Raw genomic sequence first — 14,279 nt, forward strand, 5'->3', positions numbered from 1 at the left:
CCATGCGAATCCGCCTCGAAGGCAACCGCGCCGAACTCACTCTCGGCATGATCCACCTTCGCCAGATCTTCACCGTCACCAGCATGTCGCGGGCCTTCCCCAACAGGAGCCGGCCGCGGAACTACCGCCTCTACGTCACCATCACCCCGCGCAAGGACCTCCGCCCATGACGACCGAAGAACCCTGGACCGACTGGCCCGACATCCTCGCCGCCGTCCCGCTCGCCTACGGCCGCTGCTGCACCTGCAACGGAAGGGGCCTCGACGGCGACAGCAACACCTGCCGCGACTGCGACGGCAGCGGCATAGACAACCACGGCGCATAGCCGAGATCCCCTCACCTGGCCACACAACCGCCAAGTTCCGCGCCAGGTGAGGGGCCATCCCACTCCAGAACGCATCCGGACAGGACGGATCCATCTTGCACCACTCACACGCCATAGCCGGGATGATCGACCGGCTCCACCAACCCGACTACGACCGCTGGGCGCACCAGATCAAGCGCACCGGCGGCTGCCGACAGCCCATCCACTTGCGTGGCAAGGTCGAGCACTACGACCAGGCCACCGGCCAGCTGCTCCACCGCTACAGCACCAACCGCGAGCCGAACGGCGTCCTGCGCCTCCCATGCAAGACCCGCCGCGCCTCCCGCTGCCCGGCCTGCGCCGAGGTCTACCGCGCCGACACCTACCAACTCGTCCGCGCCGGCCTCATCGGCGGCAAAGGCGTCCCCGAAACCGTCAGCTCGCACCCGTGCCTGTTCATCACCCTCACCGCACCCTCCTTCGGGACGGTCCACACCCGCCGGGAGAAGAACGGCAAGGTCCAGCCCTGTCACGCCCGCCGCAATGCCCAGACCTGCCCGCACGGACAGCTCATGTCCTGCACCGACCGCCACAGCGCCGACGACCCGCGGCTCGGCGAACCGCTGTGCCCCGACTGCTACGACTACGACGGCTCCGTCCTGTTCAACGCCATCAGCCCTGAGCTCTGGCGCCGCTTCACCCTCGCCCTACGCCGCCGCTTCGCCCGCCTCAACGGCCTGACCATCAAAGCCCTACGCCAACAAGTCACCATCGCCTTCGCCAAAGTCGCCGAATACCAACGCCGCGGCGTCGCCCACTTCCACGCCGTCATCCGCCTCGACGGGCCCGACGGTCCTAACGCACTTCCACCGGTCTGGGCCACCGCCGACGCCCTGGCCGAGGCCGTCCAGCACGCGACGGCCGCCGTAACTGCCGAGATCAAGCCACTGAGCCGCACGTTCCGCTGGGGCACCCAGCTCGACGTCCGCCACATCACCATGAACGGCGACCTCACCGAACAGGCCGTCGCCGCCTACATCGCCAAGTACGCCACCAAGGCCGCCGAGTGCGTCGGCACTCTGGACCGCCGTATCCAGCCACTCGACAATCTCGACGCCCTCCCCGTGCGCGACCACGCCCGCCGGCTGATCGCCGCCTGCATGCGGCTGGGCAGCGACGAGGACCTGGCCGACCTGCGGCTCACCCACTGGGCCCACATGCTCGGCTTCCGCGGCCACTTCTCCACCAAGAGCCGCCACTACTCCACCACCCTCAGCGAACTCCGCGCCGCCCGCGAAGAACACATACGCACAGAAGAGATCACCGCCGGACGCCTCCCGCTCTTCGACCAGGACACCGTCCTCGTCGTCGCCCACTGGGAGTACGCCGGACAAGGACTCTCCCTCGGAGAACAACTCCTCGCCGCCGCCATCACTGACACACGCCTTCCAAGCCCTGCTCGATCGGAGATCACGCATGAATGACCTCGTGCTCACCGTCGACGAGGCCGCCAAGCGGCTCCGCGTCAGCCGGTGGACCCTCTACACCCTCATCCGCTCCAACCAACTCCGAAGCTTCAAAGTCGGCCGCCGCCGCCTCATCGAGGCCGACGCCCTGACCGAGTGCATTAAGACCCTGGTGGAGGTGGCCTGAATGACCGTGACAAGGCTCGGCATCCCCGAGGAAGAGCCCCGCAGCCGCAAGCAGCGGAAGCCGCGCCGTCGCTCAAATGGCGAAGGCACGATCGTGCCGCGTAAGGACGGTCGTTATGAGGCCAAGGTCTTCGTCCCCACCACCGCTGGGACGATCAAACGAGTCAGCGTGTATGGCAAGACACGCGAAGAGTGCCACGCAAAGTTCATAGAGCTCAAGCGGCAGGCCGACCAGGGCATCCCTGTCGCAGCCGAGAGCTGGACAGTGGCGGACTACCTGACGTACTGGCTCGAACATGTCGTCAAGGTCGAGCGCCGCCCCAAGACCATGCAGGGGTACGAGGGCGTCGTCCGCCGCTACCTCGTCCCCGGCATGGGCAAGAAACGCCTCGACAAGCTCAACGCCGCCGATGTCCGCCAGTTCGTGACATCGCTTCGGTCCGGCTGCCAGTGCTGCCAGCGGGGATGGGACAAGGCTCGGAAGCCGTCCGAGTGCTGCGCCAAGAAGGGTGGCGAGTGTTGTGCCTACAAGATCGAACCTCGGATGGTCCAGTTCATCCACGCCGTTCTCAGGAACGCCCTGGAGAACGCCGTCCGGGAAGAGATCATCACACGCAACGTCGCGAAGCTCATCAAGCTCTCGCCGCCCAAGTACAAGGTCAACCGCGGTCTGACGGTGGCCCAAGGGAAAGCGATCATCAAAGCGTCCAAGGATCAGCGCCTCGGCGCGCTCTATGTCTTGGCTGTCTGCCTGGGTCTACGGCGTGGCGAGCTTCTCGGGCTCCGCTGGCAGGACGTCGACTTGGAGAAAGGCACTTTGGAAATAATTCAGACACTCCAGCGGGTCGGCGGCCGTCTCCAGTTCGTACAGCCCAAGACGGAGGGCTCAGCACGGACGGTCCCACTCCCCCTGGTCTGCATCGAGGCCCTCAAGGAGCACCGTAGACGGCAGTTCATCGAACGGTCCGACCGTTATCCAGACTGGCACGATCACGGGCTTGTCTTCCCGTCGCGTCGCGGCACTCCCATGGAGCCGGACAACCTACGGCGCAGCTGGAGCGAGATCCGGAAGACAGCGGGACTCGGACCGGTCCGTCTCCACGACCTCCGGCATACCTGCGTGAGTCTCTTGCTCGACGTGGGCGTACCGCCTCACATCGTCCGAGACATCGTCGGTCACTCCGACATCGAAGTCACGATGACGATCTACGCTCACGCTTCCCTGGACGAGAAACGCAAGGCTCTCGGCAAGCTCGGTGACGCCCTGCAATAGGTCCCTTGTGCACAAACCAAAGAACGCCTGGGCAGAGCTGCCCGGGCGTTCACTGTTGTGTGAGCCGGTCCCTGACGTGTTGCGGCAGAAGAGGCCGGTAGTCGTAGCCGAAATCGTCCAGTTCCGTCTGCACCCATAGGGCGGAGCGATCATCAGGTTCAAGCTCCCGCAGATGCCATTTCAGGCTCTCCATCGCTCGCTGCTCCCGCTCTCGCTCGCTGCCTGGCCGGAAGTCGGCCGGAAGGTTGTGGCAGATGTTAGCGATCATGCGTATGCGATCAATCCGAGCCTGTGCACTCTCAAGATCCTCGCACTGCAGCTCTCGTTTGACGATGTGCGTAGTGGCACGTATCTCGATGAATGCTCGGGTCATGAGATACCGGACTGCTGTCCGGGCCGACATCCTCGGCTGCTGGCGTCGTAACCACCCCAACGCTTCACCACCTCTTAATCAGGCGAACTGTCGTCAGCGCTGTCGTCAGAGCAACAAAAATGCCCCGGAGCGATAATCGCCTCGGGGCTTCTCTGCTGTTCAAAGCTGGTGGTCAGGGGCAGGGTCGAACTGCCGACCTTCCGCTTTTCAGGCGGACGCTCGTACCAACTGAGCTACCTGACCCAGAGCGGTCCTGACGGGACTTGAACCCGCGACCTCCACCTTGACAGGGTGGCGAGCACTCCAAACTGCTCTACAGGACCTTGCGTTTTCTTGCTGTTCTTTCTGTTTGCGCTTGTTTAGCTTACCAGCTCTCCGGTGGCCTTTCGACCAGCCGGTTCGCGGTGCGCCAAACACTCGCAAGTGCCCCCAACGGGATTCGAACCCGTGCCGCCGCCTTGAAAGGGCGGTGTCCTAGGCCGCTAGACGATGGGGGCTCAGGATTCCCTGTCGCCTTCCGTCGGAGACCTCTGAAGCATAGGGGACGATTGCCCCTGATGCCAAAGCGGCGAACCGGCGGTTGGCGACGCAGTGCCAGTGACCGGTCCCGTTGGTGACGGGGCGCTCGTTGGCTCTGGAGAAATCATACGTTGTGGGTCGGCCTCCACGTGACGCTGGATGTACACGGACTGCTCGCCCAGACCGCCCAGGGTGATGTCGTCCCAGGCACGCAGGCGCCTGGTGTCCCGGTCGAAGTACAGGACGGAGGCCTGTACGGGTGTGGGCTGGGCGTGTTCGAGCGCGCGCAGGCCGGCGCCGCCGGTCGAGCCCTGGACGAGCATGCGCGATCCGGACGGCAGCATGGTCGTCGAACGATCATGGGTGTGACCTGCCAGGATCATGGGCGCGGCCCCGCTGAAGCCGCGGCCGACGTCGGGGTCGTGGACGGCCACCACGTCCGCCTTGTTCACCTTGGCAAGGTGCGAGCGGGCGAACCGCTTGAGCACGGCCGGGTCCGAATCGACTGCCACCGACTTGTCCGGGGTGAACCGGGGGTCGCCCAGGCCGTAGATGCGCAGGCCGGCGACTGTTTCCACGGTGTCGTCCAGGACCACGCCGTTCTTCTGCCGCTCGACCGCCCTCTGCGTGATCATGGAGTCGTGATTGCCGCGTACGTACACGTACGGCACACCGAGGCGGCTGATCTCGTCGACGAACTTGTTCTCCGGTTTGGTCCCGTGGTCCGAGATGTCGCCGGTGTCGATGATCATGTCGACGGCGAACTGGTCCTTGAGCGAGCGGATGACGTTCCAGGCGATGGGGTTGATGTGGATGTCCGACACGTGCAGGACCCGGATGGAATTGGGGTCGGCGTCGTACAGCGGGAGGGTCGAGACGGTGTCGTACAGCTTCGAGACGTTCGTGACGAGCTTGGTGAGCTGCGACCGGTACGACTCGAACTTCGTCACGATCGACTCCGCGCTGCCCACCAACGACGGCGCGGCGGCGACGAGCCCGGAGTAGCGCGGCTCCACGAGCGAGCTCGGACGGAAGGTGAGCGCGGCGAGCGCCCCGGTGCCCGCGAGCGCCACGGAGGCCGCCAGGAGGCCCACCAGAGCCGTCCTGGGGCGCCTGTAGACCATCAGGACGGCTATGAGCGCCCCCGCGCCCGCGCAGAGCACGCTGCGGATCGCCAGGGCCCGCACGCCGTCCAGGAGGTCGCTCTCGATGAGGCCCGGCAGACGGTCGGCCAGCTTGGGGTCCTCGATCAGCGCCTTGGCGCGCTCCTGGTCGATGTTCTCCAGGGTGATGCGGAGCCTGAGCGGGGCGTCGTGGGTCCGGAAGGTGAGGGTGCCGAGGGGGCTGGCGTCCACGACGGTCTCGCCGCGCCAGGCGGGTCTGAGCGACATGCCCGTCTCGACCGGGCCCACCTGGGCGTGCACGGTGCCGCTCAGGAAGATGCCCAGCCAGGCGCCCGCGGCGGCGACCAGGAGCACCACCGCACCCCTGGCCGTTCGTGACCGAATGACTGCTTTCGACCTGTCAACGAAGTTCATACGGTTTCTTGCATACCTGACTGGCAGGGCAGAATGGCACGTGTGATCGAGGTTACGCGGGAGAAGTTCGAGGAACTCGTGGCCGAGGCTTTGGACACGATCCCCGCCCAGCTCACCCGCGTCATGAGCAACGTCGTCGTCACGGTCGTCGATGATCCGCCGGAGCCCCACCTGCTCGGCCTGTACACCGGGATCCCCCTCACGGAACGCGGCGACTGGTACTCAGGTGTCCTGCCCGACCGGATCGAGATCTACCGCAATCCCATATGCCAGATATGCAAGACCGAAGAGGACGTCATTCGCGAGGTACGCATCACGGTCGTCCACGAGGTGGGCCACCATTTCGGGATAAGTGACGACAGACTTCACGAACTGGGCTGGTAACGCTTTGCTGCTCGTTGACTTCTTTGGGTTGCGCCTTGCCTCATGATCGGGCACCTTAGGTCACATAGCGAACACGGTGAGTCAGGCACAGCGGAGTCCAATGGAGGCCATGCAGGACGGAAGGCCGCCGGGACGGCATCGCCGTGCCGAGACAAATCAGGCCACCTACGGCGAAGTCATCGTCATCCGGGAGTTCCGCGCCCTTTGGTACGCACAGGGCCTTTCACTCCTCGGTGACCAGCTCGCCCAGGTCGCGCTCGCGGTCCTCGTCTACTCCCGCACCGGATCGGCGCTGGCCACCGCGGCCGTCTACGCGCTGACCTACCTCCCGTCGATCGTCGGCGGGCCGCTGCTGGCCGGACTGGCCGACCGGTTCGCGCGCCGCGGCGTCATGATGATCTGCGACGTCGTCCGCGCGGTTCTGGTGGGCGTGATGGCGTTGCCCTCGATGCCGTTCTGGGCGCTGTGTGTGCTGGTCTTCTTCGTGGTGCTGCTCAGTGCGCCGTTCAGCGCGGCGCGGGCGGCGTTGTTGCCCGAGGTGCTCGAAGGCGACCGGTACGTCGTCGGCTCCGCGTTGCAGAACATGACGAACCAGGGCGTACAGATGCTTGGTTTCGCGGCGGGCGGCGCGATGATCGCCACCTTGGGCCCCTACCGGGCGCTCGCCCTCGACGCGGCCACGTTTCTCGCCTCGGCCCTGATCCTGGCCTCCGGCGTACGCCCGCGACCGGCGCCCGGCCACGACGGCGAGAAGCCCTCCATGTGGACGATGACCAGGGCGGGAGCCAAACTCGTCTTCGGGTCGCGCAGGCTACGGACGCTTGTCCTGTTCGCGTGGTTGTGCGGCTTCTACATCCTTCCCGAGGGAATCGCCGCGCCCTACGCCGCCGAGCTCGCCACGGGGTCGTTGTCCGTGCCCGTGATCACCGGATTGCTGATGGCCGCCATGCCGACGGGGACCGTGGTGGGCGCGTTCGTGTTCAGCAGGTTCGTGACGCCGGCGCGGCGGCTGCGTCTCATGGGGTGGCTGGCCGTGCTGAGCTGCGCGCCCCTGATGGTGACGGCGTTGCGTCCGCCGCTCGCGGTCGTGCTGGCCGCGTGGGTTCTGTCGGGGATCGGCGGGGCGTACCAGCTCGCGGCGAACGCGGCTTTCGTCCAGAATGTGCCGGCCGAGCGGCGCGGCCAGGCGTTCGGGTTGGTGCAGTCGGGGTTGATGGCCGTCCAGGGGATCGCGATCCTGGTCGGCGGGTTCGCAGCGGAGAGACTCGGTCCTGAGCTGGTGGTCGCGATCTCCGGCGGCACCGGAGTGATCGCCGCGGCCGTGCTCGCCCTCATGTGGACCGAGTCCCGGGACGACCGTAGTGCCCAGGAGCTGCCCGCCCAGGCGCCGGCCTGATCACTGCTGCGGCTTGTGCTCGCCGGTCCAGTCGGTGGCGTTCCGCTGCTGCTGCTTGCTGATCAGGTCCTGGACGATCGAGGTGTCCCGCTCCTCGTCCGGCAGCAGGAGCCAGCCGATCGCGTACAGGCCGACGCCGGCCCCGCCGAACAGGGTGGCGATGGCGAGCCCGACCCTGATCAGGTTCGGGTCGATGCCGACGTACTCACCGATGCCCGAGCAGACGCCCGCGATCATCCGGCCCTTGTTGGTGCGACGAAGCTTCTTGACGTTGTGCTCGCTGTATTCGTTCATGTCTCAAGACTGCCCCTGGGGGCGGTGTTAGCACATCAGGATTCCCCCTGGTAGAACCCTGGTAACCCCTTACGCGAGGAGAGGACACGCCATGGACGATCTGCTGCGCCTCGACGACCGCCTGAACGGCGACCAGCGGCTGATCCGCGACACGGTCAGGTCCTTCGTCTCGGACCGCGTCCTTCCGCACGTGGGCGACTGGTTCGAGGAGGCCGTCTTCCCCGCGCGCGAGCTCGCGCCCGAGCTCGGCTCGCTCGGCCTGCTGGGGATGCACCTGGAGGGGTACGGGTGCGCCGGCACCGACGCGACCTCCTACGGCGTGGCCTGCCGCGAGCTGGAGGCGGGCGACTCGGGCCTGCGCTCGTTCGTGTCCGTGCAGGGCTCGCTGGCGATGTTCCCCATCTGGCGGTACGGCTCCGACGAGCAGAAAGAGGAGTGGCTCCCGCGCATGGCGGCCGGCACGGCGATCGGCTGCTTCGGCCTGACCGAGCCGGACCACGGGTCGGACCCCGCCAACATGCGCACGTACGCCAAGAAGGACGGCTCCGACTGGATCCTGAACGGCTCCAAGATGTGGATCACCAACGGTTCGATCGCCGACGTCGCCGTGGTGTGGGCGCAGACGGACGAGGGCGTCCGCGGCTTCGTCGTCCCCACCTCCACGCCCGGCTTCTCCGCCCCTGAGATCCACAAGAAGTTGTCCCTTAGGGCATCGGTCACCTCGTCCCTGTACTTCGACGACCTCCGCCTGCCCGGCTCCGCCGCGCTTCCCGGGGTCACCGGCCTCAAGGGCCCCCTGTCCTGCCTGTCCGAGGCCCGCTTCGGCATCCTGTGGGGGGTCGTCGGGGCCGCCCGCGCCTGCCTGGAGGCGGCCGTGGACTACTCGAAGACCCGCGTGCAGTTCGACAAGCCGATCGGCGCCTTCCAGCTCACCCAGGAGAAACTGGCCTGGATGTACGTCGCCGCCGCCCAGTCCCAGCTCACGGCCCTGCACCTGGGCGCCCTGAAGGACGAGGGACGGCTGGAGCCCCGGCAGATCAGCTTCGGCAAGCTGGCCAACGTACGCGCCGCCCTGGACATCGCCCGGCAGGCCCGTTCCATCCTGGGGGGAAATGGGATCACCCTGGAGTACCCTGTGATCAGGCACATGAACAATCTGGAGTCTGTGCTGACGTACGAGGGGACCCAGGAGATTCACACACTGGTGCTGGGAGAGGCCCTGACGGGGCTGTCCGCTTACCGGTGATGGAGGCGTCGCGGGCGGGGCGGTAATCTCTGTACCCTTGCTCGTGCGAGGGGCGTTAGCTCAATTGGCAGAGCTGCGGACTTTTAATCCGTAGGTTCCGGGTTCGAGCCCCGGGCGCCCTACCACCCTGCACCCCGTCTGACCTGCAATATCTCGATCCTCGCCCCTCTCCTGAGAGGCGAGAACGGCCGAGTTCATGCTCGCCACATGCTCTTCGGCACTCATCCGGCACATCGACGACCGGACAGCGGGGCGGAATCACGGATCTGCCGTGCGGGCTTGGCCTGGCTCGTGGCCTCTCCCAATGCATGGATCGTGGCCCGCCCTCTTACAGGTCCAGCCTGTGCGGTGCCAATACCGGCATCACACGCCTGACCTGTGGCTTCGCTCGACTATACGGCTCGCCCGTACTCGTTGATCAGACCGCTGACGGCCGGTCGTCGCTGTATTCGAACCGTGAGATCGACAACCTCGGCTGGATCATGCATAGGTGGCCGTAGCGACAGCGCCTGATGCGGCCGATGCTGGTTGTAGTGGCGCTCATACTCAGCCAGGATCTGTCTCAGATGCCGCTCGCCATGGACCAGAAGGTGATCGAGGCATTCGCGTCGGAGCGTACCGACGAACCGCTCGGCGAACGCATTCGCCCGTGGCGAGCGCGGCGGAATCTTGAGCGTGCGCACATCCGCACCGGCGAACACATCGTCAAACCGCCCGCCGATTTTCCCGTCCCTGTCGCGGATCAGGAACTTGAACCCGTCGGCTCGATCGCCCACGTCCATCAGCAGATTGCACGCCTGCTGCGCTGTCCAGGCACCGGTCGGATGAGCCGTGACGCCGAGAATGTGCACGCGCCGCGTTTCGATCTCCATAACGAACAACACGTACAGGCGCTTGAGGAACACCATGTCGACGTGGAGAAGTCGCACGCCAGGATGCCGGAGGCCTGAGCAGTCAGGAACTGGCGCCAGCTCAGTGAAGCCCGACGCGGCGCGGGCCCAAGCCTCACCGCCGCCAGAACCCGGCGGACCGTCCCTTCCCCCACCCGCACCCCAAGGCCACGTAGCTCGCCCCGAATGCGCCGATGCCCCCATCGTGGATTCTCCCGCGCCAACCGGACGATCAGATCGCGAATCTCCTCAGAGATAGGCGGCCGGCCGTGTTTGGCAGGGTAGGTCCACTTCTTCTTCACCAGCCTGCGGTGCCAGGCCAGCAGCGTGCCGGGCGTCACGATGCGATGCAGCCGAAGGCGACCGGGTAACAGCCTGGCCAGCGCGGCCAACAGCGCCCGATCGGCCCAGTCCGGCCTGGGCTGGACGATCTGGCGACGCAGCACCGCGACCTCATGCCGTAACACCAAGATCTCCACCTCTTTGGAGGCGCTGCCCCGAGTGAGCAGCACCAGCCAGCCGAACACCCTGATCACCAGCAGATACAGAAGCCGAAACAACACAAGAGACGAGCCTAGAAGACCAGGTCAGACCCTCATTGCCAGTTTCTGGCACTGGACAGGTGGCGGGGATGGGCCACAGACCTGCCCCAGCGCGGGGATCGAGGGTCGTCATGAGGCGCTCCGATCCTGCAGGCGAAGACCGGCCTTCGGGTGCCAGCCGGTGAGCTGGAGCAGGCGTCGCACCTGCGGAGAGGGCGAGCGTAAGGTCAGAACCTGGCCGTCGCGCATGCCGTCGGCGGCGGTGACCAACGCGCGCAGCCCACCGACGTCGCAGAACGCCAGGCCGCTCAGATCGACGCAGAGGCTGCCACCTCTCGCCATCGAGACCAGTGCCCTGGTCAGGGCAGGCAGGGTGGCGTAGTCGAGCTCGCCTTCGATCCGCAGGCCCGCGGGATCGACGAGCGGCGTAATGCGCAAGGGCGGATCGGCGACCGTGTCAGGCGCGCGAATGCCGACTGTGTCCGCGGTGTCCATGCTGGCTCCTACGGGCGGGGAGTACGGAATGAGGTGGCCGCGAGTGTGAGGCGGCCATGAACACGTGGTGTGGGAGCCAGCGTGAGTGGAGCAGTCCGGGGCGATGTATTGATCATCCCGTGGGCTCGGCCAGGCGGAAAGCGGCAACCTGCCCCACGCTTATCATCAGCCGTGATCACCGGGGCCGGCGCCGGCGTGGTGACCCGAATGGTTTGACGGCCGCATCGCTCGTGACGTGTCATGGGGACCACTGGGGCGCTCTCCCGTTGTCCTCGGCCGGCAGATGGAGCAGACCGGCCGGCGGCATCGGATCGCGCTCGGAGCTCAAGGACGGCATGGTGAATGGCGTTGACCGCTCAACCTGCGCAGCCGCCGGGTCCGAACGACGGCGTGGATCAGGCCCTGGCCGACGTCTTGACTGCGATCGGCACGGCCTCGCGCGCCCTCGCCGTTCAGCGTGCGACGAACGTGGCCTGCCATGGCGACCGGCAGCGGCTGGCCGTCTGCCTGGACGCGATGGGGCCTGGCCGGCTCGCCGAGGTGGCCGCCGCCGCCCGGTTGCTGAGCGCCTCGGCCGAGCAGGCGCTCGCCAGGAGGAATTCGTAGCGGTCGGGCAGTTCCGGTCGGCCGGCGCCGGCCCCTTCACGTCTCGCGCGACGATGAACCGACACAAAAAAAATGCCCCGTGCCATGACGCGAGAATGTTCTCGCACGCCACAGCACAGGTTGAGCTTTTCGCGATGTTCAGCCGGCGATCAGCTCTTGTCGCGAATCACGTCGTAGTCGGAGAACTTGATCGGGCCTTCACACAGTTTGACCATGTGCGCGTTGAACCGGTCGGTTTCCGGCAGCTTGCTGTTACGCTGGGCCTCCTCGTAGGAGGAGAATTCGACGAGGGCCACGTAGTGGTCGGGGCGATCGCGGTGCTTCGCCACGACCTCGCGCTTCACATGGCGCTTTCCCTCGGTCTGCGTCCGCCACTCGTTCATGAGCGACTCGACTTCCGCAGCGCGTTTGGTGCTGAATTCCAGAATCTGTACGAAGCTCATAAGAGCCTCCCCTTTTCCTTGCTTGCATTTCCCAGTCAATACCCTTCCGAAATAAATAGCAAGGAAATTTCGCACAAATGAGCGAAATCCGCTCTCGGCATAAGTGGCGGGAGGCCCGCCAGGTGAAACATCCGGCCGATTTCGCGGTCCGGCGGCCCCTCGACGTCGCGGTCCGCATGGTCCGGTGGCCTCTCGTCAAATCGCCCGCAGGCCCCGCCATCGCCGCAACTGATGAGGCTGACTGGGATCGCGTCTTTCCGCCGGCCCGGCTGAGCACGTTGACTGGCAAGTGACCAGCCGGCGCACCTTGCGTCGCTGTCACCGTGAGGGGGTCGTCATGACCCTGGACGCACAAGGAACGGACGCGACCAACCGCGCGGGCCTGAACGGTCAGACCCCGCGCTGCAATCACATCGACCAACTCCCCCAAGTGCGGTACGGACCACCCGAATGCAAGGAATGCCTGGCTCTCGGCCAAACCTGGACGCGCCTGCTGGCGTGCCTGACCTGCGGCTGGGTCGCCTGTTCCGACGATTCCCAGGGCGGCCACGCCAAGGCCCACTACCAGGAGACCGACCACCCGGTGGCCGCCGCCCTGGGGCCGAGGTCGACCTGGCGCTGGTGCTACGTGCACCGGCGGACCGTATAGACGAGAAGAAGGCTGCTTCATGGCTGTTTCTGAACGACCGGTGCGACGCCGGCGGGACTACGACGGAACCTCGCCCTTCCCCGGGGCCGGCGAGCACGTGCCGGCCGGGCGGTCGCAGACCGCGCTGACCGGGGCGATCGTGATCGCGCCGTTCGCCGCGCTCGGTGCGGTGATCTATCTGGCGTGGGGGCACGGGGCCGCGCTCACCGACCTGCTCCTGGCCGCCGCCTTCTACGTGGTGACTGGGCTGGGAGTGACGGTCGGCTTCCACCGGCTGCTCACCCACGGCTCCTTCACCGCCCGGCCATGGTTGCGCGTGGTGCTGGCGGTCGCCGGGTCGATGGGCTTCCAGGGCAACGTGATCGACTGGGTGGCGGTGCACCGCCGCCATCACGCCTTCACCGACCGGCCGGGCGATCCGCACTCGCCCTACCGGTACGGAACCAGCCTGCGCGGGCAGCTTCGGGGGCTTGCCCACGCCCACCTCGGCTGGCTGTTCACCGACGACCAGACGTCCGCCGAACGCTACGCCCCTGACCTGCTGGCCGATCCGGCCATGACCCGCGTGGCCCGCGCCTTCCCCGCGCTGTGCGCGCTGTCGCTGGCGCTGCCGTTCGCAGCCGGCTGGGCGATCGCCGGCACCCTGTACGGCGGCCTGACCGCCTTCCTGTGGGCCGGCCTGATCCGCATCGCGCTGCTCCAGCACGTCACCTGGAGCGTCAACTCCCTGTGCCACCTCATCGGCAGCCGGCCCTTCAAGACCCGCGACCACGACCGGGCGACGAACCTGTGGCCGCTGGCCCTGCTGTCGTTCGGCGAGAGCTGGCACAACGGCCACCACAGCGAGCCGACCTGTGCCCGCCACGGTCTCGACCGGGGCCAGATCGACCCGTCCAGCGGGGTGATCCGCCTGTTCGAGCGGCTCGGCTGGGCGAGCGACGTACGCTGGCCCGATCCCGAACGCCTCCGGCGCCACCGTACCGGCGCGCTCTCACCGGCCGGAGACTGACCCCGATACCCCACCGCTCATCAGTTCCTGTGATAACCGGCACGGCCATTGCTCGTTTCCCCCTCCCAAGCCAGAGCAGACACTGGGGCTCCAAGCCGCCTGACCGCGGCGGAGCAGTGAAGGAAGATCGCGATGAGTCTGCGCTGGGAAATCAGCAACAAGGTCCAGGTACTCAAGGGCTGGGCCAGGCAACGCTTCGGCCGTGTCACCGGCAACCGGCGCCAGCAGGTCGCGGCCAAGAGCGACCGGGTCGCCGGCAATCTGAAGCAGGCCGGTAAAAAGGCCAGGGACGCTTTCAAACGCTGATCCCCACTTCGACGAACCGCCCGGCGGGTCCCAGATCTCGGATCGGGATCCCGCCCGGACGCGGGCGAACCCGACAACGGTCCCGTCGTCCCCGCCAGCCTCGCAAGGACGAAGATGGAGGCAGAACCGATGCGCGTCACATCATTGGTGCTGATCCTGTGGCCGATCGTCGGTTCCGTCGCCGCAGGCCGGCGCAAGTACTACACGGCACCGGTGGAGAACTGCAACCAGGTGGCCACCATCGCGGTGACGATCCTGGCCGGCCCCCTCAACTACCTCGGCACGAACCCGAAGATCGACTGCCAGACGCCTCAGCCCAGCAAGTGAGGCCAGGCCCACCTTCAGAAGTTGACACACCCA

20 protein-coding genes, 4 tRNA genes and 1 pseudogene are annotated in these 14,279 nt (G+C 66.6%); 15 read left to right on the plus strand and 10 right to left on the minus strand.

Annotation, left to right across the window (positions count from 1 at the left end):
- Positions 1–2: 2 nt before the first annotated feature.
- From IEZ27_RS48070 to IEZ27_RS48090, 5 genes are all read left to right on the plus strand, one after another.
- The gene (locus tag IEZ27_RS48070) at positions 3–170 is read left to right on the plus strand and encodes a hypothetical protein (protein ID WP_189653364.1); all 168 of its coding nucleotides are present in this window, start codon (positions 3–5) and stop codon (positions 168–170) included.
- Positions 167–325, plus strand: a complete 159-nt coding sequence (locus IEZ27_RS48075; RefSeq protein WP_189653365.1) for a hypothetical protein — start codon at positions 167–169, stop codon at positions 323–325. The genes IEZ27_RS48070 and IEZ27_RS48075 overlap by 4 nt, the downstream gene beginning before the upstream one ends.
- A gap of 122 nt (positions 326–447) precedes the next feature.
- Positions 448–1,788 (plus strand): replication initiator, encoded by a 1,341-nt coding sequence (locus IEZ27_RS48080; RefSeq protein ID WP_189653366.1) that lies wholly within the window; start codon positions 448–450, stop codon positions 1,786–1,788.
- A complete protein-coding gene (locus IEZ27_RS48085) occupies positions 1,781–1,957 on the plus strand; it encodes an excisionase family DNA-binding protein (RefSeq protein ID WP_189653367.1) in 177 nt (58 codons plus the stop codon). Before IEZ27_RS48080 ends, IEZ27_RS48085 begins: the two co-directional genes overlap by 8 nt.
- On the plus strand, positions 1,958–3,229 hold the full coding sequence (locus IEZ27_RS48090; protein ID WP_189653368.1) for a tyrosine-type recombinase/integrase: 1,272 nt from the start codon (positions 1,958–1,960) through the stop codon (positions 3,227–3,229).
- A gap of 49 nt (positions 3,230–3,278) precedes the next feature.
- Here the strand turns inward: IEZ27_RS48090 and IEZ27_RS48095 are convergent, their stop codons facing one another.
- The 5 genes from IEZ27_RS48095 to IEZ27_RS48115 all read right to left on the minus strand — a co-directional run bounded on the left by IEZ27_RS48095 (position 3,279) and on the right by IEZ27_RS48115 (position 5,599).
- Positions 3,279–3,497 (minus strand): hypothetical protein, encoded by a 219-nt coding sequence (locus IEZ27_RS48095; protein WP_189653369.1) that lies wholly within the window; start codon positions 3,495–3,497, stop codon positions 3,279–3,281.
- A gap of 271 nt (positions 3,498–3,768) precedes the next feature.
- A tRNA-Phe gene (locus IEZ27_RS48100) sits at positions 3,769–3,845 on the minus strand.
- Positions 3,846–3,850: 5 nt separating this feature from the next.
- Positions 3,851–3,925, minus strand: a tRNA-Asp gene (locus tag IEZ27_RS48105).
- A 101-nt stretch (positions 3,926–4,026) separates the two neighbouring features.
- A tRNA-Glu gene (locus IEZ27_RS48110) sits at positions 4,027–4,099 on the minus strand.
- Positions 4,100–5,599 (minus strand): metallophosphoesterase family protein, encoded by a 1,500-nt coding sequence (locus IEZ27_RS48115; protein ID WP_229825016.1) that lies wholly within the window; start codon positions 5,597–5,599, stop codon positions 4,100–4,102.
- Between the two features lie 93 nt (positions 5,600–5,692).
- Between IEZ27_RS48115 and IEZ27_RS48120 the strand changes: the two genes are divergently transcribed.
- Together IEZ27_RS48120 and IEZ27_RS48125 are read left to right on the plus strand one after the other, a co-directional pair.
- Positions 5,693–6,043: a metallopeptidase family protein gene (locus IEZ27_RS48120; protein WP_379478655.1), complete on the plus strand. Its 351-nt coding sequence runs from the start codon at positions 5,693–5,695 to the stop codon at positions 6,041–6,043.
- Between the two features lie 109 nt (positions 6,044–6,152).
- A complete protein-coding gene (locus tag IEZ27_RS48125; protein WP_229825017.1) occupies positions 6,153–7,439 on the plus strand; it encodes an MFS transporter in 1,287 nt (428 codons plus the stop codon).
- Here IEZ27_RS48125 and IEZ27_RS48130 read toward each other — a convergent pair whose 3' ends face one another.
- The gene (locus IEZ27_RS48130) at positions 7,440–7,733 is read right to left on the minus strand and encodes a PspC domain-containing protein (protein ID WP_189653372.1); all 294 of its coding nucleotides are present in this window, start codon (positions 7,731–7,733) and stop codon (positions 7,440–7,442) included.
- A 91-nt stretch (positions 7,734–7,824) separates the two neighbouring features.
- On the opposite strand from IEZ27_RS48130, the gene IEZ27_RS48135 reads away from it, so the two are divergent.
- Entirely contained in the window at positions 7,825–8,979 is a 1,155-nt protein-coding gene (locus tag IEZ27_RS48135) for an acyl-CoA dehydrogenase family protein (protein WP_189653373.1), read from the plus strand.
- Between the two features lie 49 nt (positions 8,980–9,028).
- A tRNA-Lys gene (locus tag IEZ27_RS48140) sits at positions 9,029–9,104 on the plus strand.
- A 267-nt stretch (positions 9,105–9,371) separates the two neighbouring features.
- Here IEZ27_RS48140 and IEZ27_RS54580 read toward each other — a convergent pair.
- From IEZ27_RS54580 to IEZ27_RS48150, 3 genes and pseudogenes are all read right to left on the minus strand, one after another.
- Positions 9,372–9,887 carry an integrase core domain-containing protein gene (locus IEZ27_RS54580; protein ID WP_229825018.1) on the minus strand — a complete coding sequence of 172 codons (516 nt, stop codon included), beginning with the start codon at positions 9,885–9,887 and terminating at the stop codon, positions 9,372–9,374.
- A 119-nt stretch (positions 9,888–10,006) separates the two neighbouring features.
- Positions 10,007–10,432, minus strand: a pseudogene (locus IEZ27_RS55690) (hypothetical protein); the annotation flags it as partial.
- A 108-nt stretch (positions 10,433–10,540) separates the two neighbouring features.
- Positions 10,541–10,906 (minus strand): STAS domain-containing protein, encoded by a 366-nt coding sequence (locus tag IEZ27_RS48150; protein ID WP_189653374.1) that lies wholly within the window; start codon positions 10,904–10,906, stop codon positions 10,541–10,543.
- 348 nt (positions 10,907–11,254) lie between these two features.
- Here IEZ27_RS48150 and IEZ27_RS48155 point away from each other — a divergent pair, with 348 nt between their 5' ends.
- Positions 11,255–11,512: a hypothetical protein gene (locus IEZ27_RS48155; protein ID WP_189653375.1), complete on the plus strand. Its 258-nt coding sequence runs from the start codon at positions 11,255–11,257 to the stop codon at positions 11,510–11,512.
- Between the two features lie 149 nt (positions 11,513–11,661).
- Here the strand turns inward: IEZ27_RS48155 and IEZ27_RS48160 are convergent, their stop codons facing one another.
- Positions 11,662–11,955: a hypothetical protein gene (locus tag IEZ27_RS48160; RefSeq protein WP_189653376.1), complete on the minus strand. Its 294-nt coding sequence runs from the start codon at positions 11,953–11,955 to the stop codon at positions 11,662–11,664.
- A 77-nt stretch (positions 11,956–12,032) separates the two neighbouring features.
- On the opposite strand from IEZ27_RS48160, the gene IEZ27_RS48165 reads away from it, so the two are divergent.
- The 5 genes from IEZ27_RS48165 (at position 12,033) to IEZ27_RS48185 (ending at position 14,246) form a co-directional block, all read left to right on the plus strand.
- A complete protein-coding gene (locus IEZ27_RS48165; RefSeq protein ID WP_189653377.1) occupies positions 12,033–12,248 on the plus strand; it encodes a hypothetical protein in 216 nt (71 codons plus the stop codon).
- Between the two features lie 44 nt (positions 12,249–12,292).
- On the plus strand, positions 12,293–12,604 hold the full coding sequence (locus IEZ27_RS48170; protein ID WP_189653378.1) for a UBP-type zinc finger domain-containing protein: 312 nt from the start codon (positions 12,293–12,295) through the stop codon (positions 12,602–12,604).
- Positions 12,605–12,623: 19 nt separating this feature from the next.
- Entirely contained in the window at positions 12,624–13,613 is a 990-nt protein-coding gene (locus tag IEZ27_RS48175; RefSeq protein ID WP_189653379.1) for an acyl-CoA desaturase, read from the plus strand.
- A 132-nt stretch (positions 13,614–13,745) separates the two neighbouring features.
- Positions 13,746–13,919: a CsbD family protein gene (locus tag IEZ27_RS48180; protein WP_189653380.1), complete on the plus strand. Its 174-nt coding sequence runs from the start codon at positions 13,746–13,748 to the stop codon at positions 13,917–13,919.
- Between the two features lie 129 nt (positions 13,920–14,048).
- Positions 14,049–14,246, plus strand: coding sequence for a hypothetical protein (locus IEZ27_RS48185; RefSeq protein WP_189653381.1), 198 nt, complete (start codon positions 14,049–14,051; stop codon positions 14,244–14,246).
- Positions 14,247–14,279 lie beyond the last annotated feature (33 nt).

Source organism: Nonomuraea spiralis (genome assembly GCF_014648435.1).
Taxonomy (GTDB): Bacteria; Actinomycetota; Actinomycetes; order Streptosporangiales; family Streptosporangiaceae; genus Nonomuraea; species Nonomuraea spiralis.